23 protein-coding genes and 1 pseudogene are annotated in these 23,440 nt (G+C 36.0%); 20 read left to right on the top strand and 4 right to left on the bottom strand.

The window, feature by feature from the left end; translation table 11 throughout:
• Positions 1-87 precede the first annotated feature (87 nt).
• Positions 88-2,073: a DNA primase gene (gene dnaG, locus DRF59_RS17250; protein ID WP_115963103.1), complete on the bottom strand. Its 1,986-nt coding sequence runs from the start codon at positions 2,071-2,073 to the stop codon at positions 88-90.
• Positions 2,074-2,344: 271 nt separating this feature from the next.
• On the opposite strand from dnaG, the gene tsaE reads away from it, so the two are divergent.
• From tsaE to DRF59_RS17290, 8 genes are all read left to right on the top strand, one after another.
• The gene (gene tsaE / locus DRF59_RS17255; protein WP_115963106.1) at positions 2,345-2,752 is read left to right on the top strand and encodes a tRNA (adenosine(37)-N6)-threonylcarbamoyltransferase complex ATPase subunit type 1 TsaE; all 408 of its coding nucleotides are present in this window, start codon (positions 2,345-2,347) and stop codon (positions 2,750-2,752) included.
• Between the two features lie 70 nt (positions 2,753-2,822).
• Positions 2,823-4,013 (top strand): alanine dehydrogenase, encoded by a 1,191-nt coding sequence (locus tag DRF59_RS17260; RefSeq protein ID WP_115963109.1) that lies wholly within the window; start codon positions 2,823-2,825, stop codon positions 4,011-4,013.
• Positions 4,013-4,384, top strand: a complete 372-nt coding sequence (locus DRF59_RS17265; RefSeq protein ID WP_115963111.1) for a hypothetical protein — start codon at positions 4,013-4,015, stop codon at positions 4,382-4,384. The genes DRF59_RS17260 and DRF59_RS17265 overlap by 1 nt, the downstream gene beginning before the upstream one ends.
• 20 nt (positions 4,385-4,404) lie before the next feature.
• Complete coding sequence (locus DRF59_RS17270; protein ID WP_115963113.1) at positions 4,405-5,178, top strand: histidine kinase; 774 nt, start codon at positions 4,405-4,407, stop codon at positions 5,176-5,178.
• On the top strand, positions 5,153-5,863 hold the full coding sequence (locus DRF59_RS17275) for a LytR/AlgR family response regulator transcription factor (RefSeq protein ID WP_115963115.1): 711 nt from the start codon (positions 5,153-5,155) through the stop codon (positions 5,861-5,863). The genes DRF59_RS17270 and DRF59_RS17275 overlap by 26 nt, the downstream gene beginning before the upstream one ends.
• A gap of 295 nt (positions 5,864-6,158) precedes the next feature.
• On the top strand, positions 6,159-8,444 hold the full coding sequence (locus DRF59_RS17280; RefSeq protein ID WP_241505625.1) for a cation:proton antiporter: 2,286 nt from the start codon (positions 6,159-6,161) through the stop codon (positions 8,442-8,444).
• 91 nt (positions 8,445-8,535) lie between these two features.
• Complete coding sequence (locus tag DRF59_RS17285; RefSeq protein ID WP_115963117.1) at positions 8,536-9,018, top strand: hypothetical protein; 483 nt, start codon at positions 8,536-8,538, stop codon at positions 9,016-9,018.
• A 48-nt stretch (positions 9,019-9,066) separates the two neighbouring features.
• The gene (locus tag DRF59_RS17290) at positions 9,067-9,585 is read left to right on the top strand and encodes a hypothetical protein (RefSeq protein ID WP_241505626.1); all 519 of its coding nucleotides are present in this window, start codon (positions 9,067-9,069) and stop codon (positions 9,583-9,585) included.
• Between the two features lie 67 nt (positions 9,586-9,652).
• Here DRF59_RS17290 and DRF59_RS17295 read toward each other — a convergent pair whose 3' ends face one another.
• Positions 9,653-10,315, bottom strand: a complete 663-nt coding sequence (locus tag DRF59_RS17295; protein WP_115963121.1) for a hypothetical protein — start codon at positions 10,313-10,315, stop codon at positions 9,653-9,655.
• A 269-nt stretch (positions 10,316-10,584) separates the two neighbouring features.
• Here DRF59_RS17295 and DRF59_RS17300 point away from each other — a divergent pair, with 269 nt between their 5' ends.
• From DRF59_RS17300 to DRF59_RS17345, 10 genes are all read left to right on the top strand, one after another.
• Positions 10,585-11,613 carry a LysM peptidoglycan-binding domain-containing protein gene (locus DRF59_RS17300; RefSeq protein ID WP_115963123.1) on the top strand — a complete coding sequence of 343 codons (1,029 nt, stop codon included), beginning with the start codon at positions 10,585-10,587 and terminating at the stop codon, positions 11,611-11,613.
• 1 nt (position 11,614) lies between these two features.
• Positions 11,615-12,460: a DUF4280 and LysM peptidoglycan-binding domain-containing protein gene (locus tag DRF59_RS17305; protein WP_115963126.1), complete on the top strand. Its 846-nt coding sequence runs from the start codon at positions 11,615-11,617 to the stop codon at positions 12,458-12,460.
• A 3-nt stretch (positions 12,461-12,463) separates the two neighbouring features.
• Positions 12,464-15,118, top strand: a complete 2,655-nt coding sequence (locus DRF59_RS17310; RefSeq protein WP_115963129.1) for a hypothetical protein — start codon at positions 12,464-12,466, stop codon at positions 15,116-15,118.
• Between the two features lie 12 nt (positions 15,119-15,130).
• Entirely contained in the window at positions 15,131-15,754 is a 624-nt protein-coding gene (locus DRF59_RS17315) for a hypothetical protein (protein ID WP_115963132.1), read from the top strand.
• Positions 15,744-16,205 carry a hypothetical protein gene (locus DRF59_RS17320; RefSeq protein WP_115963135.1) on the top strand — a complete coding sequence of 154 codons (462 nt, stop codon included), beginning with the start codon at positions 15,744-15,746 and terminating at the stop codon, positions 16,203-16,205. Before DRF59_RS17315 ends, DRF59_RS17320 begins: the two co-directional genes overlap by 11 nt.
• A 31-nt stretch (positions 16,206-16,236) precedes the next feature.
• Positions 16,237-16,959 (top strand): hypothetical protein, encoded by a 723-nt coding sequence (locus DRF59_RS17325; protein WP_115963138.1) that lies wholly within the window; start codon positions 16,237-16,239, stop codon positions 16,957-16,959.
• 12 nt (positions 16,960-16,971) lie between these two features.
• Entirely contained in the window at positions 16,972-17,715 is a 744-nt protein-coding gene (locus tag DRF59_RS17330; RefSeq protein WP_115963141.1) for a hypothetical protein, read from the top strand.
• Positions 17,716-17,931: 216 nt separating this feature from the next.
• Positions 17,932-18,660, top strand: coding sequence for an SH3 domain-containing protein (locus DRF59_RS17335; protein WP_157967469.1), 729 nt, complete (start codon positions 17,932-17,934; stop codon positions 18,658-18,660).
• Positions 18,661-18,697: 37 nt separating this feature from the next.
• A complete protein-coding gene (locus DRF59_RS17340) occupies positions 18,698-19,186 on the top strand; it encodes a hypothetical protein (RefSeq protein ID WP_115963147.1) in 489 nt (162 codons plus the stop codon).
• 199 nt (positions 19,187-19,385) lie between these two features.
• Positions 19,386-20,228 (top strand): prephenate dehydrogenase, encoded by an 843-nt coding sequence (locus DRF59_RS17345; RefSeq protein ID WP_115963150.1) that lies wholly within the window; start codon positions 19,386-19,388, stop codon positions 20,226-20,228.
• A 70-nt stretch (positions 20,229-20,298) separates the two neighbouring features.
• On the opposite strand, the gene DRF59_RS17350 is transcribed toward DRF59_RS17345, so the two are convergent.
• On the bottom strand, positions 20,299-21,717 hold the full coding sequence (locus DRF59_RS17350) for an L-serine ammonia-lyase (protein ID WP_115963153.1): 1,419 nt from the start codon (positions 21,715-21,717) through the stop codon (positions 20,299-20,301).
• Between the two features lie 183 nt (positions 21,718-21,900).
• Between DRF59_RS17350 and DRF59_RS17355 the strand changes: the two genes are divergently transcribed.
• Together DRF59_RS17355 and DRF59_RS17360 are read left to right on the top strand one after the other, a co-directional pair.
• Complete coding sequence (locus tag DRF59_RS17355) at positions 21,901-22,485, top strand: Crp/Fnr family transcriptional regulator (RefSeq protein ID WP_115963156.1); 585 nt, start codon at positions 21,901-21,903, stop codon at positions 22,483-22,485.
• A gap of 60 nt (positions 22,486-22,545) precedes the next feature.
• Complete coding sequence (locus DRF59_RS17360) at positions 22,546-23,169, top strand: FMN-dependent NADH-azoreductase (RefSeq protein ID WP_115963159.1); 624 nt, start codon at positions 22,546-22,548, stop codon at positions 23,167-23,169.
• 53 nt (positions 23,170-23,222) lie between these two features.
• Here DRF59_RS17360 and DRF59_RS17365 read toward each other — a convergent pair.
• Positions 23,223-23,440, bottom strand: a pseudogene (locus DRF59_RS17365) (ammonium transporter); the annotation flags it as partial.

A 23,440-nucleotide genomic window follows, 5' to 3' on the forward strand; every position in this document is an offset into this window, starting at 1 on the left:
AAAATTTTCAAAGTTTAAATTACAATATTTATTCCTAAAATTTTATAAGACTTTTTGTCACAGAACCGGAAAATTTTTGTCTGTAAACTACCTTCTTCTATCCACGTAGATTCCTTTAATCGGAGAATACTCAATAATATGACTCAGCCGTATTGATGCCTGCTTCAGTAAAGTAATCTTTTTTATCAGATCATAGTATCTCCCTTCATCACTATTGCTGTAATGATCAAGTTCTTTCGCCGTTTCTTTTATCAGATAATCAATATATCTGTATTTATGCAGTAGAACATCCCCTTTTATCTGGTCAGCGACTTTATCCCCGTAATTGGGAGGATAAATATTGCGTGAAGCCCAGTTTTCAAGTTCATCCATCGGAATCAAAGCATCTACAACCTTCGTAGTAATCTCTTCATCCATAAAAGATACAAAAAAGTTTCCACTTCTCAGTTCATCTTTTTGAATTCCCTCTCTAACCTGGTTAACAATGATTTCATTTTCTTTCACTAAAAATGTATACTGCTCTTCTTCAAAATGATGAAGAATTTCTTCAATGACCGTAATCTGGTATTCTTCATTGTTTTCATTTCTGCGTTTCAGAACAATATCCCCGAACATCAGCATATGATCAACCAGTTTATTCTCCATGAATAAAACATCGTATAGAAAAGGATCTTCTTTTTCCCGGTCGGGCGGAACAATTTCCATTTTTGGAGGAGCCTTTTCTTTTTGCTGCTGCTGAACATGATGAGTCTGGTTCTGTGTAATCTGTTTCTGTACATCAAGCTCATTGAAAAGACTCTGTTCGGAAAGTCCGAATTTATTGGAAACTTCCTTCAGATAGACCTCCCGCTTTAATGCATTTTGTACAAAGGACACCGATTTAACAATGTCACGGATTGCCTCTGCTTTTTTAATAGGATCATTTTCAACATCTCTTAACAGGATCTCTGCTTTAAAGTCGATAAAGTCCATCGCTTCATTTTCGATGTACTTTTCTACATATTCCTGCGGATGTTTTCTTGCAAAAGAATCCGGATCGTCTCCATCAGGAAAAAGCAATACACGAATGTTCATCCCTTCCGTGAGCAACATATCTATACTTCGGAAACTGGCCTTAATTCCGGCATTATCCCCGTCAAAAAGAATGGTTACATTTTCTGTAAGCCTTTTAATCAGTTTGATCTGTTCCGTAGTAAGGGAAGTTCCTGAGCTGGCCACCACATTTTCAATTCCGGACATATGAAGTGAGATCACATCCATATAACCTTCCACCAAAAGACAGGCATTCTTTCTGGAAATGGCCTGTTTGCTCTGGTTTAGTCCATAGAGAACATTTGACTTATGGTAAATCTCTGTTTCCGGTGAATTGAGATATTTGGCAGTCTTAACATTACTTTTTAAAATTCTGGCCCCAAAACCTAAAACCCTGCCTGAAAAACTATGAATCGGAAAAATAACCCTTTCCCGGAAACGGTCTACTCCCGCGGGAGCATTTTCAGGAAAAATGGAAAGCCCTGATTTTTCCAGGATTTCTTTGGAATATCCTTTTTCAAGGGCATAAGCTGTAAAAGCATTTTTCTTTTCCGGCGAATATCCAAGCTGGAATTTTTTAATGATATCATCCTTAAGTTCCCTTTCTTTAAAATAGGAAAGTCCTATACTTCTTCCATCCTCATCATTCCAAAGGATTTCCTGAAAATAATTATTGGCAACTTCATGGATCTTATACAGCAGATCTTTTTCGGTCTGTGCATGCTTTGCCTCTTCAGAAATCTCGCGCTGATCTTCTTCGATTTCAATTCCGTACTTTTTGGCGGCATGGCGGAGGGCTTCCGGATACGTAAAATTTTCAATTTCCATCAGGAAAGAGATCGCTGTTCCCCCTTTACCTGTTGAGAAGTCTTTCCAGATCTGTTTGCTGGCAGAGACTACAAAACTCGGTGTTTTTTCATCATGGAACGGGCTAAGCCCTTTATAATTAGACCCTGCCCTTTTCAGCTGCACATATTCACCTACAATCTCTTCAACCCTTATTGTGGAGAATATTTTATCTATGGTCTGTTTGGAAATCATGCTGTAAAATTAAGTAATTTTATAAAGAAACAGGAAGCTTTTGAACCGGATAGTTTAAGACCCCGAACCAGAGGCCTCAGGAACAGGAAGGAAATATCAAAAAAAACGAAACCTACATCTATAAAGCAGGAATTCCTCTCTAACCCATAACTATATCCCCACCTCATAACTCATAACTCATAACTCATAACTCATAACTCATAACTCATAACTCATAACTCATAACTCATAACTCTAAAACATATTCATTATTTTTGCAACAAATTAGCTTATGCAGTTCAATATACATAAAATCGAAGACTGGCAGGAAGTTGTTGACAACATCATTCCTCAATTACAACATAATATTCTTTTATTAAAAGGAAATCTGGGAGCAGGTAAAACAACATTCACCCAATTTCTGCTTAAAGACCTGGGAAGTGAAGATGAAGTCAGTTCCCCTACCTATTCCATCGTTAACGAATACAATACTCCAAAAGGAAAAATATACCATTTCGATCTGTACCGTCTGAAAAATATTGAAGAAGTATATGACATTGGTATCGAAGAATATCTGGACAATTCCTTTTTGTGTATTATAGAGTGGCCGGAAGTCTATGAGGAAGAACTTTACGGCCTTAAATATCACACAATGAGCATTATGAACACTGGTGAAAGCAGAGAAATTTCATTCGATTAAATATTATGTATCTTTGCTTATTAATTCAGTTTTTAAAATAACAATCTGTAAGATATAATTTAATTTAAGAATGAGTACAAATATTTTTACTCCTTTCACAGAAGAAGAATTGATGCCGAAGGAAGAAAAATTGGAGGTTATAAAAAAGGGAAAACAATTCAGTATTGGAATACCTAAGGAGACCTGTTTAAACGAAAGGAGAACCTGTATTACTCCGGACGCAGTTCAGGTGTTGGTGGAACACGGCCATGAGATCATTATTGAATCAGGAGCCGGACAGGGTTCATTTTTTACAGACTTACAGTATTCTGAATCCGGAGCCAGGATTACCAATGATCCTAAAGAAGCTTTCGGACAGGATCTCATTTTAAAGGTAAATCCTCCTACAGAAGATGAAATTGAATACATGAAACCCAATACCTATCTGGTTTCAGCTCTTCAGATCAATCTCAGGGATAAAGAATATTTCTTAAAACTTGCAGAGAAAAAAATAAATGCCATTGCTTTTGAATTTATTGTTGATGAATACAAACAGCTTTCACTGGTAAGATTAGTGGGTGAAATTGCAGGAACTGTTTCTATTTTATACGCTTCAGAATTATTAGCCTTATCAAATGGCCTGATGCTGGGAGGTATTACCGGCGTAAGACCCGCTGAAGTCGTAATTCTGGGAGCCGGAATTGTGGGTGAGTTTGCTACAAAAGCGGCCATAGGTCTGGGGGCCAGTATCAAAGTTTTTGATAATTCCCTGTCAAAATTAAGAAGACTTCACACCATGGTTGACAGCCGTGTTCCCACTTCTATTATTGATCCTAAAGAACTCAGTAAAAGTTTAAGGCGTGCAGATGTCGTAATTGGTGCTCTTCCAAGATTAAACATGGCTCCTATTGTCACAGAGGATATGGTCATGAAAATGAAAAAAGGCAGTGTCATTATTGACATTACTATAGATAACGGGAAAGTAATCGAAACATCTGAACTGACTACAATGGAAGATCCTTATATTATCAAGCATGGAGTAATCCATTGCGGTCTTCCGAATTTAACATCAAGAATGCCGAGAACAACAACCAAAGCCATCTCTAATTTCTTTTTGTCATATATCCTTAACTATGATGAAGAAGGCGGATTTGAAAATATGCTGATCCGCAAAAATGAAATGAAGCAGAGTTTATATATGTATAAAGGAAGACATACAAAAAAGATCATCTGCGACCGTTTCGGACTAACGTACCATGATATCAATCTTTTAATTTTCTAATGAAAAAACTTAAATTTTATATAATAGGCTTCATTCCGGGGCTGCTTATCGTATTTTTTATTTTAAACAAGAAAGGGGCAAGCTGCAGCGGGTATTTACCAAACAGCCGTGTGATCGCAGAAACACTTTCCAAAGAATTCAGATATTCTGAGGGCTTTAAAAATGAAATGAATACCTATAAGATTGATGAAAAGTTTATAAAAGACAGCATCATCACCAACGGAAAAGTTGACTTTGACAGAAGCCATGCACAGAAAAAACCTTGTCCGGACTATCTGATTATGTATCCTGAAAAGGACCCGGCCTACGAAATTACTTTTGAGAAGTGTGAAGAAAATGTGACCTTAAACAGCCTGAGAAAACTTAAATAGCCCTCAATAATACAGTCTATATGGAAGGCAATTACTACATGATTCATGACTATCTGATATTCATCGGAGTTTTTGCCATTTTCTTTTTTCTGACCACCAGCATCTATCTTTTCAGCCAGCATCAAAAGCTGAAACAACAGAATTTCAAATTATCAGAGACCAATAAGATTATTGAACAGCGCCTGAATGAAGTACGGCTGGAACATATCGGAACAAAACTGAATCCCCATCTTTTCAAGAATATCCTTAACTCTGTACAGTCCCATGCGTACCAGACCTATATGTCCCTGGATAAGCTGGCCAATGTCCTGGATTATATCCTGTATGAAAGCAACAATAAGTATGTAAGTCCCAAAGAGGAGCTCAATTTTGCCTTAAGCCTTATTGATATCAATAAAATTAAGATCAATCCTCTGTTTGATTTCAGGATCAAATCCCGGATCAATAAATCAGATTCGGTGTATGAGGAAAAGGTATTTGCTCCGCTGATCTCCGTTGATCTTATTGAAAATGCTTTCAAACATACTGATTTCCTTGCACAGGATTCTTTTATATCCATCTATCTGGAGCTTGAAAACAGTATTTTCACAATGAAGGTCAGCAATAAAGCTTCCTTAAAAAATATTCTTGAAAAGGAAAAAAGCGGTTTTGGAAGTCAGTCCCTGGACCAAAGGCTGAAAATGATCTACAGTACTTTTTATCAACTGGAAAAGAGTTCTAAAAATGGCATATTTACAGCAGAATTAAAAATAAACTTAGGAGAATTCTATGATAAAATGCGTTATTCTGGATGACGAATTACTGGCCATCAGCTATCTGAAGCTTCTATGTGAACAAATTGACAATGTAGAGGTTGTAAAAGCATTCAATGATCCTAAAATCTTCCTGAAGGAAATTGGCAATATTGACTGTAATTTATGTATTCTGGATATTGAAATGCCTGGAATGACCGGGCTTCAGGTCGCAGAACTGATTTCAGATTCAAAAAAAATCATATTTACAACTGCCTATAAAGAATATGCAGCAGAAGCTTTTGATCTTAACGTAGTGGATTACGTCAGAAAGCCTATAAAAAAAGAAAGACTGATACAGGCTTTTGAAAAAGCTAAGGAACTGGTAGAAACTGCTCCGAAGAAATCCTTAATTGAATGGAACACCAATATCGGAAGGACGGTCATATTCACCGAACAGATTGCTTACATCAAAACTTCTGAAATAGACAGCAGGGACAAAGATATTATCCTGAATGACGGAACAACGATTGTTTTAAAAAACCTTAATTTTAAAAACCTCCTGGAAATGTTGCCTGGCAAAGATTTTGCCCAGGTCAACAAAAAAGAGATTATCGCCTTATCTTCTATCAAAGTGTTTTCCACCAATGAGATCATTACCACACTGGCTATTGATGATCAGTCTTTTTTAAAACTGCAGATCGGTGAAGCGTATAAGAGTTCGTTAATGGAACTGTTCGGAAAATAGCCCCTTCATTTCTTCCTCTTTTCATTACAGAATACAAGGCCTTTATTACAACTCCCGTTTTCAGGACGGTAAAGTATCTACTTTTGTACGGAATTAATGATTAAATGAATGAAGGTTACTGAAGGTTTTCATATCCGGCTTATTCATGCCGGGAACAATGGTCAGAACAGGATTAACATGACTGTATGTTCAAAATAGATTTCGTTACATTTTTCAGAACATTCGTTACATTTTAAAAAGAAAGGTCTTTTAATATCATTTTATTCTTATCAACTTTGCATTAAATATTGGAATCATGAATTTGGGGAAATACAAAAATCTTATTTTTTACATCAGTACAATCGCATTCTTTTCATGCCTTATGTACTGGTTTTTTGTGGAAGGCAAAACGCTGGAGATTGGTGAAAATATTACTCCCGGCAAAACTACAGGTTCTACCATGTGGGAAAATTTCACTGATTCATTTCTCACCAATCTTCATCATCCTTTGGCATTACTTCTTGCTCAGATTGTTACCATCATTCTGGTGGCAAAACTTTTTGGATGGATTTGTATAAAGCTGAAACAGCCATCAGTAATTGGTGAAATGATCGCAGGGATTGTTCTCGGTCCTTCTCTTTTCGGGTTGTATTTTCCGGAACTTTCGGCCTTTATTTTCCCTAAAGAATCTCTGCCCAATCTGCAATTTTTAAGTCAGATAGGACTGATCCTCTTTATGTATATTGTCGGAATGGAACTTGACCTGAGTGTTCTCCGGAAAAAAGCACATGATGCTGTGGTAATCAGCCATGCAAGCATCATCATTCCTTTTGCCCTCGGAGTCGGGCTTTCCTATTTCATTTATAAAGAATTTGCCCCGGAAGGCATTCAGTTCAGTTCATTTGCTTTGTTTATCGCCATAGCAATGAGTATTACCGCATTTCCTGTTTTAGCAAGAATTGTTCAGGAACGGAATCTTCATAAAACTAAAATCGGAACTGTTGTAATTACCTGTGCTGCTGCTGATGATATTACGGCCTGGTGTATCCTGGCAGCGGTGATTGCTATTGTAAAAGCAGGATCTTTTTCAGGATCGGTATTCGTTATATTAATGGCTGTTTTATATGTATTTATTATGATCAAAGCCGTACGTCCGTTCCTGAACAGAATCGCAGAGTCACAAAAGGGAAAAGGCTTTATCAATAAAGGCCTTGTAGCTATATTTTTCCTGGTCCTGATCATTTCCTCCTATGCTACTGAAGTTATTGGGATTCATGCACTCTTTGGAGCATTTATGGCAGGTGCTATTATGCCTGAAAATGTAAAATTCAGAAATCTTTTCATAGAAAAGGTAGAAGATGTTGCCCTGGTCCTGCTACTTCCGCTTTTCTTTGTATTTACAGGATTAAGAACTCAGATCGGCCTGTTGAATGATGTTCATCTCTGGAAAACAGGCGGGCTCATTATTCTGACTGCTGTCACCGGAAAATTTATGGGAAGTGCACTCACAGCCAGGTTTTTAAAAATAAGCTGGAAAGACAGCCTTACCATAGGTGCACTGATGAATACAAGAGGACTCACCGAGCTTATTGTCCTTAACATCGGTTATGATTTAGGGGTTTTGGGTCCGGAACTGTTTGCAATGCTTGTCATTATGGCATTATTTACTACGTTTATGACAGGGCCCTGCCTTGATCTTATCAATTACTTGTTTAAGGGAAAGAAATCCATGATAGAAGAAGAGGAAGAAGACAATGATACAAAATACAGGATTCTGCTGTCCTTTGAAACGGCAAAATCCGGAAGTAAACTGTTAAAGCTGGCTGACAATTTCACCCATAAAATGAACGGCAATAAAAGTGTAACAGCAATGAATATTGCTCCCGTTGATGAACTTCATGCCTTCGATATTGAAAATTTTGAAAGGGAACAGTTTAAAAATGTAATTGAAACATCACACGAGCTCAAACTTGAAGTCACCACACTTTTTAAAGCATCTACCGATGTTGAAAGCGACCTGACCAGTATTACAAACAAAGGAAATTATGATCTTCTTCTCATCATGCTGGGTAAATCCATGTATGAAGGAAGCTTATTAGGCCGGTTACTAGGATTCACAACCAAAATCATCAATCCGGAAAAATTACTTAATACAGTAAAGGGAAAAGGAAACATTTTCAATAACTCTCCTTTTGATGATCTCACCCTGCAGGTTCTTGACAAAGCAACCATTCCTGTCGGAGTCCTGGTTGATAAAGATTTTAATACAGCCGATAAGATATTTGTCCCGATTTTCAATCTGAGTGATTTTTATCTTCTTGAATATGCCAAAAGACTGATCAATAATAATAACTCGCAAGTTATTATTCTGGACGCGGCCGGACAGATCCGTAATAATATCGAAGTGAAAGAACTGATCAGAAGTATTGAACAGGTCGCGCCCAATCACATTACCCTTTATAATGAAAAGAAAATTGAAAAAGAGTTTCTGAATGCACAGGATCTGATGCTCATCAGCAGTAAAAGCTGGAAAAACCTGATTGATACCAAAAGCTTATGGTTATCTGATATCCCTTCTACCCTGATCATTTCAAACCCTTAAAACCAATATTTCTATTTCTTACTGAAGCTGTAAATATTATTCGTTGTCTGTAAAGAAAAAACGGGTATATTTATAGCTTCATTTTTTGGATATGCTGATTGACAGTAGAAACGGAGCAATAGAGCTGAGTAACTTCAATACCCTGATATATAAAGGAATGCTGTTTGATCAGCTTCAACAGACTGATTTTTATAAACAGAAATATCATGATATGTGGGATGTAAAAACCGGATATTTCTGGTATTACTTCAACACCATTGACACACATGGATACCAACTGCATTTTAATCTGTGTTTCTATGGGGATCAGCTGCATTCCATCCATATGAATACCCGGGAAGATACGGATGCTAAAGATTGGAATGAATGGTCTGAAGAAAAAGAAATGCTGGTCTTTTACCGCAACAATAAATTTCTGACTTTATTGCTGGAAAGACCTCCTGCCCAAAAAAAGAAAACACCATACCCCAGCGTTTCATTCAGATTTCCCTGGGGCAATATATGGTCTGTGTATGATCCGCGGAGCGCCAGTAGCCTGATGGGTATACAGTACCAAGAAGAAAAAAATATATAATAAACCAATAACCAAAAAGAAGAAAAAGTAAATATGTGCCGATATGCCATGATGGTTTACAAAGGTCACTATGCCTGTTTTAACTGCCAGAAAACATTTAAACGCCGCATTTTAAAAGATGTAGACAGAGATGCCCAGACTTCAGTGGAAGCCAGATGCCCCGAATGTGGCAATATGTTGGCCGATATGGGACTGGATTTTAAATCTCCGGCAAAGGATGATCATAAACAATGGGCACATATCCGGAATTTATACACCGTGGGAATAACCTTTCATTCATGCGGATGCTCGGGGCCGGGATATATTCCCCAGGACCGCAAAGCTATTATCAACTATCTGGAAAAGATCCGGTCAGAATATATGCATGCTCTGGTATTCTGGAGATACCGTATAGAACCGGAAAATAAAAAAGAGCGTGAACTGGAATATCAGAAAAACGGATCCCGGCTGTGGACAGTTAACCGGAATTTTTTTAAACAGACCGTATCCAATCAGGAAGGAATAAATTACTGGATTAATAAGATCAAAGAAGTGGAAGAAAGACTGGAAAAGATCAAAAATACCTGAGGGTATTCTATTCCTTTTGATCCTTCTTATAAATCATAAAACACTAATCAATTAATGATAAACGCTTCTAATTTGGCATAAGAGCTAACAGCTTTTTAAAATCACCCGTTATTCTCCTCTCTTTTTCTGCCAGATAACCATTGCTGAACGATGTTCCCGGATTATGGCTGCTAATTACAAAAATCAGATTCCCTTTTTCAAAATAACTTCTGGTCTCTGTAATTTTTGATTTATCAAAATCAAAGGCTTCAGTATCTTTATTTTCTCTCATCATTTCGGCATTATAAAATAATGGACGGTTGTATGTATAATCTTTTTCAAAAACAAAAGATAAGTTTCCCTGTAGTAAATAATACTCAGTCAATACCTGCCCTGTTTCACCATAATGCCTGGTTGTTATTTTTTCCAAACGGTTGTTTTGGTAATAAAAGACAGCTTCTCCCCCTTCTGCAGACTCTCCTTCAATTGGTATTTTTTTGACTGAAGTCCATTTTCCAATGGAATTGATTTTTTTGAAATTGGCGCGTATAGGCTCCAGTCTGTCTTTCATTCGTTTATTCAGCCTGGTATCCTCTTCATGGACTGCTCCCCCGATCCCAACTGTATCTTTTAATATGGAATAAGAAAACTCCTTGCTCTCCTTTGTAATCAGGTAATCCGGAATTCTGGCATATCCTGAAACCGGAATCATGAATACCATAGTCAGTACATAGAAATATCTGCCTTTCATATTTGGTTTTTGGGTAAGTTTAAATTGTAATCCTGTATCTGAAGCATATGTTTCTTTTTAATTAAAAATTTCACCCCATTTAAATTTTTAATTATATACAAATCTAATAAATCTACATCTGCCTAAACAACATAAACTTTCATTTTAAATATCAGGTCAGTTTTTCAGATAAAAGCAGTCGTAGTTCTACTACAATTTTTAAAATTCAGCTTCAAAAATTATATTCAAAAAAGACTTTTTTAATAGTTTTATCATATAATTCACTTTGGATGGAAATTGATTTTTTGGAATATAAAGTTCGTAACGGCGATACGCTGAAGTCTGTGGCTTCACGGTTGGGGATGACCGCGGAAGAGCTCAGGATATTTCACAATGCCCACTGCCAGAGGATGAATAAAATATGGTTTGAAGACCTTCATGATATCAAAAGTATTATAGTTCCCACAAACTTTAAAACAGAGAAAGAAAAAGCACAGGAAAAAGAAAATATACTTTTTCCAGTCTGCGTGCCGGATTCTTTTTATGCAAAAAAATATTCCGTTTCCGAAACTTTTGACAGCCCTTTTGAAACACCGGTACACATAGATTACAGCATTGATCTTAGCTTCCGGGAAGACCGGAACAGCGGCTACAGGCACATGTCTTATCAGGCCGGGAACTTTAAAACCAATGGAAAAACTCCTGAGGATAAAGTAAGCAGCCTTTCTATCTCCTGTATGAAAAGCATTATGCCCATTGGGTTTCTTCTCAGTACTAGCGGCCAGATATCAGGTCTGGAAGATCATAAGAAGATCACAGAAGTGTTTGCGGAACAACGTAAAGAACTCGATGATTTTTTTACAGGAGAAGTCAACCGGAAGTACTTGGATACATTTGAGAAAAGCATTTCTGATGAACATTTTCTTCTGCAGCAATTCCGGAACACCCTTTTATTTCAGGTCCTGTTCCCAAAAACGGACTGGTTCCGCCGGAAAACAGCCTGGACAGAATCATTTCATTTTCTTCAAAACTCTTTTCCCGTACGATGTAAACTGAAATCTGAACATAGCAATGACTCTGAAAATACTGTTGTCACCTCCTTAAAAGGAAATATTGAAGATTTTTGCAGTAGCCGGGAAATCATGCGCGGGATAAGATCCAAAGACCCTTCCGGAACAGATGAGGATCCGGGGGAGATCTCAATAGAATATACCACTCACAAAAAAAATAAAAACCTTCTTCAGGCTGGTGCCATTTTATGGCTAAAACATGAAGAAGAGCTTGTTTATCAACACTCAATCACTATAACACAAGGATAATATGAAAAATTACGTCATACAAAAGGGTGATACTTTCCGTTCGCTGGCCCGGCAGTTCAGGCTTAAAGACGAAGGTATTTTAAAAACCTACCATAACCTCCACTGTCCGCCAGAAGATGTTATGAAAGAGCCTGTTCCGGGAAAAACGATCCTGATCCCTGAAGACCGGGAATTAATGAGTGATGCAATCGGACCGGATAACATTTCGGAGCCCGCAGAAACGGATACCGCAGGCAACACCGCCGATAAGAGAAACCCGGAACAAGCAGGAAATAAAGAACAGCCTTCCGGAAAAACAGAAGAAAAAAATAAAGAAGAGGAAAAACAGGAACAAAAAGAAGATGATGGTGACTCCAGCCCTCATGACGGAAAATATTTTATCGTGCAAAAAGGAACAGTACAGTGTAATCAGGGCTTTAAATTTCCAACCTTTAAAGTCACCAGCCACCAGAAACACTACTGGAATGATGCCGAGGGAGAAGCAGACTATCTTGCGGCTACAGAAGATGATCTTCAGTTTAATCCATCTGCACAGCCGTTTGGGCAATGCAAACTTAAACCAAGCTCAGGAGGATATCTTCCATGTGCCTATGCTCCCGCCGGAAAATGGCAGAAACCTTATGAAAAGGTAAAAGTAATGGGCAAAAGCTGTCTTACTGAAATTTCAGAGCTGATGTGCACTACCGGAGGAAAAATTACCATCCTTAAGCACGGGCAACAGAGTGAAACCGGTAAAGGCCAGGTAAATACTGCCAATTCCGGAGAACAGCAGGTTTATAATCCTGTTGTGGATTTTGAAGAATTCAAAGAAGATATTAAAGGAACTGATGAACTCTATTACAGCTAAGTTATGATAGGAAATATTATTGGTTCCCAGAACCCTCTTACAGAAACAGCTTACAGCTATGAGATAAGCGCTTCCGGACTTTTGGGAAACTTCGGAAGCGAATATGAATGGTATCTGTATAAAAAGCAGAAGAGCGGAAGCTGGAAAGATATTACCGGAACCCCTAAAAAAGGGAAAAAGGTAACGTATACATTTGGAGAAATCGCTTTAGGAATAGAGTTCGAAATGAAAGTCTATGAGATAAAGCAGGGAATACTTCCGGGAATGCCTTCCTCAAAGCAGCTGGCTGCCCGGCTTATACTGATTCCTACCAGTAACAAGGTTCCTAAAATCAATAAGGTTGTTCTTTTTAACAGAGCAGGAAAAGATGTCAACAAAGCCAGTTACCGCGATACCCTGATTGCACAGGCTCATTGTGTGGCAATGTTCAATAAGGAAATCGAATTTCACCTCTGGGAAGATGATGCTGCCGGAAAAGGACATGATGCTGCAGTTAACAGGAACAACCGTCACAATAAAACGTATAAAGCCAGGGTAAATGAAAAAGGAATTGCTGAGGTCAGTATCCCTTTAATGACCGATGAGAAAATTTTACGGCAAATGGCAAACAGATTCCTGATGAATGGTGATAAGGATGAAGGAGCTAATCATGAATATTATGTAACAGCAAGCTACACCGGAAAAATCCAGGGGGCAAGCCAGGTAAATGTAGATGTTGCCAATCCTGATTATAAAAAAGGACAGTCACCATCTCAGCCTAAACCAAAGCCACAAAACAATACTCCAAAATTCCCTTCAGGGCAAGGAGGCGGAACAAAACAACCTGATCCGAAAGGAAATATCCTGGATGCTGTTTTCATCAATGACAACGGAAAAGAGCTTTCCAAAGTATCGGTTGGAGATAAAGTAAGAATCAGGATTCATTCCAAAAATATGGTGGGTAAACACATTCAATATGTAATATGGGAGTCCGATACCACTTCGCATGATGAAGTTTACAGAAGCGGTAATATCAAAATTCCAGCTGATGTCTGTGACACCTCAGGTTTTGTAATTACCAAAGCAATTTTTGACAAGGGAATTGATTCTCCTATAGGTGATCCGGATTCTGATAAACAACATTACTTTATCGAAATCATTTCTAAAGATCTTTCGGAAGAATCTAAAAAATTTGGCGTAGATTCGGATGGATTGATTGAAGTGGAGAAATTGAAAAGTGCGGCGGGGGTGCAGAACCAGCCAAAGCCGGAGAAAAAAGGCAGCTGTATATGTCAAGAGCAGTATAAAGACTTAGTTTGGGGAGGAAAAGTTAGTTGTGAATTTAGAAAGAAAGTTATACAGATTTGCGCAGAACTTTGGGGTGAAAATAGAAAAATGGATATGGCAAATGGATTAATGGCTGTTATGAATGTAGAAACAGCAAGTTCTTTTAAAGCTCATCAGATAATGGGACAAACTTTAAAGAATGTTAATTCCATAACAAAAGACGATTTCTGGCTTGTTCAAAAGGACAAAAAAACAGGAAAAGAAATCCGTACCTCTCGAGCAGTTGGTCTAATCCAATTTACACAATCTGCATTACAATCAATTGGTGAATTTACTCCTGGCAGCGGCTTTGATAAGCTACATGAAGTTAAATTACGTTTTGCTAAAATGGGTGAAGTTAAGCAGCTTGATTATGTGAAAAAATATTTTGCATCATCCAAAGATAAAATTAAAAGTCCAGAAGATATTTATTTACATGTATTTGCCCCAAAAGGTGTAAACGAGTCAGATCATTATGTTTTATATGAGAAGGGAACTATAGAATATACTCAAAATGCAAGTGTTGATACTAAAAGTAAAGGTGTAAATAAAGGAGATGGTAAGATCCAACGTTCAGAAATTTTAGAAAGATATCATGATAGCTATAATGAAGGAAAAAATAGCAAGGTAAAAACATTTACATGTGAATATGTTACTCAATCTGCTGGTAAAAACTCCAATTCAGGATTTTATATTTATAGAAATGGTAATATTAAATATATTGAAGGAAAAAATTCTATCGCATATTATGTTCAAATAAAAGAAGGTTCGAATACTTTTAAAAAGTTATATACCCTTACTAAAAATTCCTTTGGATTAGTTAAATTTCCAGATTCTGGTGATGGATTTAACAGATATGGTCCTATTGATATCGGAGGGGCTTCCTCAATTGAAAATGTTGGAAAAGGGGATCATTATCTTCTTCCTCAAACTGCGGCTGCTTTATTTGGAATAATATCAGAGATTAAAGATAAGAAATGGGAAATTAGTCTTGGAGATATGTCATCTGAAAATGGAAGTGATCCTACAAGTAGTCCTTCAAAGGCAAAAACTCATCATGCAGGTCATGGACATAAAGGAAAACAATCCGGATTAAATATTGATTTTAGATATTTGGACAAAAATGGAAAAAGTTTTCAAGGCTTAAGTAGTTCAAGCTCATTTGATGACTCAAAAAATAAAATATTTTTTGAAATTGCTTCCAAATTCGGTTTCAATAAAAACTATGCAACAGGAAAAAGCTATGCAGGTGTAAATTCAAAAGTTGGAGGTCATTATGACCATGGCCACATAGGAGCTTTATCTATAGAATTTGAAACTGTCCAAACAATAGATGCTCATATCGAACAATAAACATTAAAAATTATGTATATAAAAATATTATTAAGTCTCTCGCTTTTAGCTTGTAGTGGTAAGGAAGTAAATATTGCTAATAATACTGAAATACAAAACGAAGCTATTCAGATTCAAAAAAAAAATGATGACGGTGGTTTTGTAATATTAAAAAACACATATGATCACAAAATACCAGTTGTTTTATATAACTCAAACCATTCACAATGGAAATCTTTTAGTTTCAATGATAACTTCAATGATGAAGATATAATTCCTTATGCTATAAAGCCTGACAATACTCTTTTGGTGTTTAAAAACCTTGGAAAAGAAAATGGATATTATAAAGTATTAGTTAATGAAGATAAAAACACAATAAAATACATTAAAGAATCAGACCCAAATTTTAAATATCAAACAATTGAAGAACATATCTTAACAGTATTTTCAGTTGAATTTAATGAAAAGGAGAATCCTCTGAGATTGGAGCCAGATGCCAAATCTAAAACATTACCTTTAAATAAAGACAGCTTTTATTATCCCGTTAAAATAAATGGCAATTGGTTAATGGTAGAAGACGATAATAATAAAAAGTTTTGGATAAAATGGCGCGATGAAAAAGGAAACTTAATAATAGATTTATATTATGATGCTTAAGAATATAAATATTAAAAATCAAGGAAAAATTCTGTTGTTACTAATTGTATTAATTAGTTGCAAAATTTCTGATGAAAATAAATCTCCTAATATTCATAAATCTGAAAGTTTAAATACTATAGATCCTAAATTTTCAGGTAACTTTTCTGTAACACAACAGACAGAAGAAACAACGTCTGGAACAGGATATATTACTTATAATTTTAATATAAAAAAAGGTAAAGCCATTTTATTAACAGAAACCTATCATGAGCCAATTGTGTGTAATGGTGAATACAAAACCTTTGAAAACAATAACTTCTTAGATTTATATTATTCGGGAGATGATGAAGGCTGTAAATTCGTTACACCAAATTTTAGAATCAAAAAGGAAAAAAACACTTATTTCATTCAGGGAGTTGGAGGTGAAGCAACGTTCCGTAAATGGATACAGTTAAACAAAACAAAATAATATCTGATACAAAACTTAAAGTATAAGCAAAATGATGAAAATCTTTTTAATTTTATTTTCACCTGCACTTCTTTCATGTTGGAATAAACAAAAAGAAATTTCCAAAGTAGAATTTTCAGATAATAGAATTGATACAAAAGATTTAATTCTGCTAAATAAAATTAATTGTACTCAGGAAAGTAATGAAACAATAAATTATAATTTAAACTGTAAAAATTTCAATGTATCAAATACACTTATTGAAGGAAGTGATATAAATAAATATGAACTTATTACTTTTATTTTTAATGATATAGAAAAAGCTATTATCAGGAAAATTAATAATGAAGATTTAGAAACATCTTCGCCTTTAATATACTATTCTGATACTTCTAAAAATTATGTAATATTTTTTCCTGTTAATGGTGACCATCACTTCGGATGGAAGTTGTATTTGTATAAAAACAAAGTTCTATATCCTGTAGGACAAAGAATAATGTACTGGAAACCAGAATATGAAGAATCTGATATAAGTTATTCCGACATATTGAACATTTACGAAGGTAATGATAATATTGTAGTTGAAATACCTGCCAAAAAAGCTATTATTGCCCTTCGTCCTGCTATGTTTCCAGAAGTTGCTATCAGAACAAACAGGTTTATTTTTGTACAAGATCCAGATACTGGCGAACCGGAATTTATAAATCCTGATTTATTTTATCATTTTAACACATACATCTTTCATAATCCAAAGTATAAAGAAATAAAAGAATAAAATATAAAATCAATGAAAATATTTCATATCACGTTAATAATATGTTTTACTATACTTGTTTCTTGTGAAAAGCAAAATAAGGGAACAGTAATATCTGGCTTGTCAGATCAATTAGAAGATACCACAACAGTTATAAAAAAAGAGCTACCTATTCAAGATAATGAATGTTCAATTGATTCTCTGGCAATGCAAACTACAGAATATAATAAAATTACATTTTATACTGAAGACAATCTGAGGGGAAGCGGAGTTATAAATTTATCAATAAATAAAAGCACAGAGATATTCAATATGGACAAAACTCCATATGGTAAAATACTTGTTAATAATGAGGATGAAAATGTATTCGATATTAAGCTTCCTAAAGTTATAATTGCCCGGGAAATAATTCCTGATAGTGAGCATAGAGTATTTAGTTTCGATGCTGAAGAACCAAATTCAGATAAAAATTTTCTCATCATTTACATTAACAAACAAAAAAAACTGATCGAAAAGAAAAATAATAATTTTGTTTTCAACCCATGGGAAAAATATATTAAATCAGCTTTCATACAGTTAACCCCCGAAGTTCCAAACACATCCAAACAGGAACTATTATATTGGTATAAAGTGTTGGAAATAAAAGGTGATTCTATGCAGGTCAAGTCAATTCCTAAAACAGATTGTGATTATATCGAAGAGTATAAGAATGTTACAAAATGGATAAAATGGAAGCAAAACTCCTGTAAACTAATTAATTTTAACTTTTGTTATTAACTATGAATAAGCCCATTTATATTTTCTCGTTTATTCTAATTCTTACAACTCTTAGTATTTGTTGTAAGGACAATTCCACCCTAAAAGAAAAAACAACTTTTTTTTTAGGAGATAAAAAAATTTCAGACAAAGAATATTTTGAATCTCTTGTTTAAGTTATATCAAAAGATGGTTTTAAAAAATAATTTTTTATATCTATTAGTTTTAGTAATATCTGTGAATTATAACTCACAGATATTACTGCCACAGACAAAAAGAAGTTCTTTTGAAACATATAAAAATAATAAAGACTATTTCATAAAAACCTTTGATGTCAACAAGGATGGCATCTCTGACAAAATTGTAAGTAACAAACCTTATCAAGGAGAAAATCTATTTATTTTTTTAGGGGATAAGCAAGGTAAATATACATTAGCACTGGAAACAAGAAATTTCTCTGAGAACGGAGGTAATGTTATTAATGATATCATTCCAATCTCTGGAAATAAAGGATTCACTATAAAAACATCCTTCCCTGATCGCGGATATTATGAAAAAGAATATAACATTATCCTGGATAATAATACCTGGTTTCTTAAAAATATTATCTATAAAACAATGTCAGATATTTCTCCGGATGCAGTAAAATACATTTGCGATGTTCCTCAAAATATTGATTTACAGAAATCCGGATGGACTGATAAAATAATACCAATTCCTGAAGAAAATGTAAGAACCAAAAAATGTAGAGTAGAAAAAAGTCAAAATAAAACAGCCTTTTACATTCAAGATCCTGATGGTTTTACAAATCTAAGAAAAGATAAAAATACAACATCACAAATTCTTCAAAAGATAAAAACCGGAGAGCAAATTGAAGTTCTCGATCAAAACGGAGACTGGTGGTTTGTTGTTTCCAAAGAAGGTAAAAAAGGATATGTCAACAAAAGCAGGATAAAATCACAATAATATAAGCCCTATTTTTACGGAAAATATTCAATACTTTATGAAAAAGATAAGTTTTATCGGTCTTATGATCGTAATTCTGACAGGTTGCCGGAATGAGTCAAAACAAGCCGTAAATAATGCAGCGGAAACTCCCGAAAAAGACAGCCCCATAATTAATAGAAAACCGGCAGCAGAGAACAATACGATCCCGGAAAGTAAGGAACTCCCTGTTCTGAATAACTGTACAGAAAAAACAATTGAATATGGCAGTGAGCAGGAATGTCTTTTTACCGGATCCACTATAGAAGAAGTCTATCATACAACCATTAAAGAAAAAGAAGTAGAAAAAGCAGAATTACTCCTAACCGAGCTTCCTAAGCAAAATATTGAGAAAGAAATCAATAAAGATGGCCTGGATTTTATTAATTATACTGTTTCTTCCGGAAAAATTGAGATTGAATTTCTGTTTGCCGGCGGAGTAACCACTTTAGAAATGGAACAGCAGGGTAAAAATGTGAAAAGAACCATTATACATAGCGCTGACTAATTGCTTTCCTACCTGTCACGATATAATTCAGATAAGAAATACCTTAAGTTTAAAAAATATTTTATAACTTCGCCCCGTGAATTTTAACAACAAAACATATTATTATAGAATTTTTACCTCAGATCTGGGATAGGGATTCTTATGAACATAGCTTAAAACCTCGTCCTTGACGAGGTTTTTTTATTTAAAAAATTAAAAGATGAAAATAAGTATTATAGGAGCCGGATTAATCGGAGGATCCATGGCATTAAAATTAAGAGAAAAAGGTATTGCCCGTTTCATCTATGGGATTGATCATAGTCAACAGCATATCAATGACGCACTTGAACTGAAAATAATTGATGCCGAAGCGGATCTGGAACAGGGAGTCAGGAACTCGGATCTGATCATTATAGCGATTCCTGTAGATGCAGCAAGAAAACTTCTTCCTGATGTACTGGATCTTGTATCAGACCACCAGACTGTAATGGATGCAGGTTCTACAAAAGCAGGAATTGTTAATGCCGTTAAGGATCATCCGAAACGATCAAGATTTGTAGCCTTCCACCCCATGTGGGGGACAGAAAACAATGGACCTAAGTCTGCCATTGCTGAAAGTTTCTCAGGCAAGGCAGGGGTAATCTGTAATAAAGAAGAATCGGCAGATGATGCCCTGAATACCGTTGAAAAAGTTGTTAATGCCCTGGATATGCATATCATCTATATGAATGCTGAAGATCATGATATCCACACGGCTTACATTTCCCACATCTCTCACATTACATCATATGCCCTTGCCAATACTGTTCTGGAAAAAGAACGCGAGGAAGAAACCATCTTTCAGCTGGCAAGTTCCGGTTTTTCAAGTACCGTACGTCTGGCCAAATCTCATCCGGAAATGTGGGTTCCTATTTTTAAGCAGAACAAGGAAAATGTTTTGGATGTGCTGAACGAACACATCACCCAGCTCCGGAAATTCAAAGCAGCACTGGAAAAAGAAAATTATGAATATCTTGAAGAACTGATCACCAATGCCAACAGGATCAGGGGCATATTAAGGTAGAACCCTTCTTAAGTAAAAAAATCCTTAGAAATTTATCTAAGGATTTTTATTTTAAAAAGTGATTTTTTCTTTAACATTCCGGAACATTTACCGCAATAGCAAGCCCTCCTTCTGAGGTTTCCTTAAAACGGTCGCTCATAGATTGAGCGGTTTCCCACATCGTCTGAATAACCTCATCCAGTGTAACTTTGGCTTTGGCCGGATCACTTTCCAGAGCGATATTTGCAGCAGTAATAGCTTTTATAGCACCCATTGTATTTCTTTCAATACATGGTATCTGTACAAGTCCCTTGATAGGATCACAGGTTAGCCCCAGATGATGCTCCATTGCAATTTCAGCGGCCATCAGAACCTGTCCTACATTACCGCCCAGAATTTCTGTAAGTCCGGCTGCCGCCATGGCTGATGATACCCCGACTTCTGCCTGGCAGCCTCCCATTGCCGCAGAAATAGTAGCATTTTTCTTAAATAAAGTTCCGATTTCACCGGCTACCAGCAGGAATCTTACAATATCTTCTTCACTGGTAAAAGGTGTAAATGCCTGGGCATACATTAAAACTGCAGGAATCACCCCACTTGCTCCGTTGGTAGGAGCCGTGATAATCCGCCCGAAGCTCGCGTTCTCTTCATTGACCGCCAGGGCAAAACAGGCTATCCATTTATTGATATTGGTAAAATTCTCCTCAGCATCCACTACCAGACGGAACCATTCATCTATATTTTTATAAACTTTATCTCCCAGCAGCTTTCTGTTTAACCCTGCTGCCCTTCTCGAAACATTCAGCCCTCCGGGAAGAATGCCCTCTTTATTCACCCCTTTATAAATGCATTCTTTGATCTGCTTCCAGATATACAAAGCCTCCTGCCTGGTTTCTTCCTGAGTTCTCCAGCTTTCTTCATTGATTAAAATCAGATCTGAAATTCTGCTGAATCCCAGCTTTTGACAATACTTTACAATATCTGAAGATTTATGGCACGGATATAATGTACGCACACAGTGCTTTTGAATAGAATTTTTTTCCTGACTCGCAATAAACCCTCCTCCTACAGAATAGAAATCCTGGACAAGCTCAGTTCCATCTTCAAAAACAGCTCTGAAGATCATTCCGTTAGGGTGAAAATCAAGGGATTTCTGCATATTTAAAACCAAATGATATCCGTAGATAAAAGGGATTTCTTTCTCTCCTCCCAGGTTAATGACCTCATCTTTCTTGATCTTATCTATTTTTTCATCAATTTTTGAGGTATCGATGGTTTTAAAATCCTCTCCATTCAATCCAAGCATTCCGGCAATGTCTGTACCGTGTCCGATTCCGGTTTTGGCTAAAGAACCAAAAAATTCGAGGAAGACTTCTTTCACCTCTTCGATTGTTCTTTCTCTTTTAATAATTCTGATGAATGCAGAAGCTGCATTCCAGGGTCCCATGGTATGCGAACTGGACGGCCCTATGCCTACTTTAATAATCTCAAAAACCGATATTGATTCCATAATGATTCTTCATTTTCCTCAAAAAACAAAGATACATGATAAATCTTATAAACAGCATAGTAAAATACCGGAATTAGCAGCCCATATCATGAATGTAATGAAATTGTAACATGCATTTCTGTAAATTAGCCACGATCTTTTTTTACACATCAGATCATATTAAATTCGTAATAAATAATCTAGATGGAAACATTACTCAAGAATATCCTGCAGCATGTAAAGCTTAGCCCGGAAGAAATAAACCTTTGTAAAAGCTTCTGGACGGAAAAAACTTTGAGAAAAGGTGAATTTCTCCTGAGAAACGGGGAAGTCTGCCGGCATGACAGCTATGTTCTTTCAGGAGTTTTAAAAGCCTTTTGTATCAATTCCGAAAACGGAAATGAGGAGATTCTTTTTTTAGCTATTGACCATTGGTGGGCCACTGATATCGCCAGTTTTTCCAGGCAAAAAGCATCCATTTACAATATACAGGCTGTTGAAAAAACAACCCTGCTTCAGATCAGTCATTCCTCCTTTCAGAAAATGCTGGAGAAAATTCCCTCCCTGGAAAAATACTTCAGGATTATTTTAGAAGGATATCTTGGAACCCTCGAAAAAAGAGTTGTTTTTAACCATATGTACAAAGCAGAACAAAAATATTATGATTTTCTTGAAACTTATCCTGATATAGCAGCCAGAGTTCCCCAGTATTTAATAGCTTCCTATCTGGGAGTGTCTGCGGAATTCATCAGCAGAATCCGAAAAAAAAATAATAATAAATCCTCTTGAACCAGATCAATTTTTAACCGGTGATTAATCAGGAATTTTGCTGATATAAATTCATATCAAATGAAAATACTGATTATTAATGCAAGTGTAAGAGATGAAAGATCTTACAGCAGAAAACTGACCCGTCTTTTTGTTGAAAACTGGAAAACCAGATATCCATCCGACGTCTTTACCTATAGAGAAACCGGGACGGTGAGCATTCCCAATATAAATGAGAGCTGGATAGCAGGTGCATTTAAAAAACCATCAGACAGAACAGAAGAAAACCGGAAGGCATTACAGCTCAGTGATGAACTGGTAAAAGAACTTAAAGAGCATGATGTCTATGTAATCGGGACACCTATGTATAACTGGTCTGTTCCTTCTGGATTAAAAGCTTACATAGATCAGGTGATGAGGATCAATGAAACCTGGAAATTCAGGTCAGGAGCTCCTGACGGTGATTATGTAGGGCTCCTGGAAAATAAAAAAGCATTCATATTATCAACCCGGGGTGATACCGGATATGGTGAAAATGAAAAAAACGGGCATACCAATTTTCAGACCACCTACCTGAAACATATTCTGGGAATTATGGGAATTACGGATATCTCCGTTTTCTCATTGGATAATGAAGAATTCGGGGGTGAAGTCTTTGAAAATTCAAAAAAAGAAATCTTCAATGCAATCCATTCTATCAGGTAAGACACTATTTCTCAATCAGGGCTTTATCAGGTCCTGATTGTTTAATTATTTAATCAGTTAAAACTTTCCTGATGTTGGGAAAGATCAAGCCCTATATCCTCAGACTCCTCTGAAACCCTTAAGGTAATTATGGCATTGGTAACTTTGTACAGCAATAATGAGCCGAAAAAAGTAAATACCGATACAAGAACCAATGCAGCCATATGATGAAGGAAAACTTCAATTCCACCGTGAAGAAGGCTGGCATTTTCACCATGAGCAAAAACAGCAG

Origin of the sequence: Chryseobacterium flavum (genome assembly GCF_003385595.1) — a bacterium.
Classification (GTDB): Bacteria; Bacteroidota; Bacteroidia; order Flavobacteriales; family Weeksellaceae; genus Chryseobacterium; species Chryseobacterium flavum.

What these genes read in the sequence shown, in the direction of transcription:
- DRF59_RS17350 (WP_115963153.1), bottom strand. Translation starts at nt 21,717, where the DNA reads ATGGAATCAATATCGGTTTTTGAGATTATTAAAGTAGGCATAGGGCCG.
- DRF59_RS17305 (WP_115963126.1), top strand. Translation starts at nt 11,615, where the DNA reads ATGAAAAATTACGTCATACAAAAGGGTGATACTTTCCGTTCGCTGGCC.
- DRF59_RS17355 (WP_115963156.1), top strand. Translation starts at nt 21,901, where the DNA reads ATGGAAACATTACTCAAGAATATCCTGCAGCATGTAAAGCTTAGCCCG.
- DRF59_RS17345 (WP_115963150.1), top strand. Translation starts at nt 19,386, where the DNA reads ATGAAAATAAGTATTATAGGAGCCGGATTAATCGGAGGATCCATGGCA.
- DRF59_RS17300 (WP_115963123.1), top strand. Translation starts at nt 10,585, where the DNA reads ATGGAAATTGATTTTTTGGAATATAAAGTTCGTAACGGCGATACGCTG.
- DRF59_RS17260 (WP_115963109.1), top strand. Translation starts at nt 2,823, where the DNA reads ATGAGTACAAATATTTTTACTCCTTTCACAGAAGAAGAATTGATGCCG.
- DRF59_RS17330 (WP_115963141.1), top strand. Translation starts at nt 16,972, where the DNA reads ATGAAAATATTTCATATCACGTTAATAATATGTTTTACTATACTTGTT.
- DRF59_RS17280 (WP_241505625.1), top strand. Translation starts at nt 6,159, where the DNA reads ATGAATTTGGGGAAATACAAAAATCTTATTTTTTACATCAGTACAATC.
- DRF59_RS17360 (WP_115963159.1), top strand. Translation starts at nt 22,546, where the DNA reads ATGAAAATACTGATTATTAATGCAAGTGTAAGAGATGAAAGATCTTAC.
- DRF59_RS17295 (WP_115963121.1), bottom strand. Translation starts at nt 10,315, where the DNA reads ATGAAAGGCAGATATTTCTATGTACTGACTATGGTATTCATGATTCCG.
- dnaG (WP_115963103.1), bottom strand. Translation starts at nt 2,073, where the DNA reads ATGATTTCCAAACAGACCATAGATAAAATATTCTCCACAATAAGGGTT.
- DRF59_RS17275 (WP_115963115.1), top strand. Translation starts at nt 5,153, where the DNA reads ATGATAAAATGCGTTATTCTGGATGACGAATTACTGGCCATCAGCTAT.
- DRF59_RS17325 (WP_115963138.1), top strand. Translation starts at nt 16,237, where the DNA reads ATGATGAAAATCTTTTTAATTTTATTTTCACCTGCACTTCTTTCATGT.
- DRF59_RS17340 (WP_115963147.1), top strand. Translation starts at nt 18,698, where the DNA reads ATGAAAAAGATAAGTTTTATCGGTCTTATGATCGTAATTCTGACAGGT.
- DRF59_RS17290 (WP_241505626.1), top strand. Translation starts at nt 9,067, where the DNA reads ATGATGGTTTACAAAGGTCACTATGCCTGTTTTAACTGCCAGAAAACA.
- tsaE (WP_115963106.1), top strand. Translation starts at nt 2,345, where the DNA reads ATGCAGTTCAATATACATAAAATCGAAGACTGGCAGGAAGTTGTTGAC.
- DRF59_RS17320 (WP_115963135.1), top strand. Translation starts at nt 15,744, where the DNA reads ATGATGCTTAAGAATATAAATATTAAAAATCAAGGAAAAATTCTGTTG.
- DRF59_RS17315 (WP_115963132.1), top strand. Translation starts at nt 15,131, where the DNA reads ATGTATATAAAAATATTATTAAGTCTCTCGCTTTTAGCTTGTAGTGGT.
- DRF59_RS17310 (WP_115963129.1), top strand. Translation starts at nt 12,464, where the DNA reads ATGATAGGAAATATTATTGGTTCCCAGAACCCTCTTACAGAAACAGCT.
- DRF59_RS17270 (WP_115963113.1), top strand. Translation starts at nt 4,405, where the DNA reads ATGGAAGGCAATTACTACATGATTCATGACTATCTGATATTCATCGGA.
- DRF59_RS17265 (WP_115963111.1), top strand. Translation starts at nt 4,013, where the DNA reads ATGAAAAAACTTAAATTTTATATAATAGGCTTCATTCCGGGGCTGCTT.
- DRF59_RS17285 (WP_115963117.1), top strand. Translation starts at nt 8,536, where the DNA reads ATGCTGATTGACAGTAGAAACGGAGCAATAGAGCTGAGTAACTTCAAT.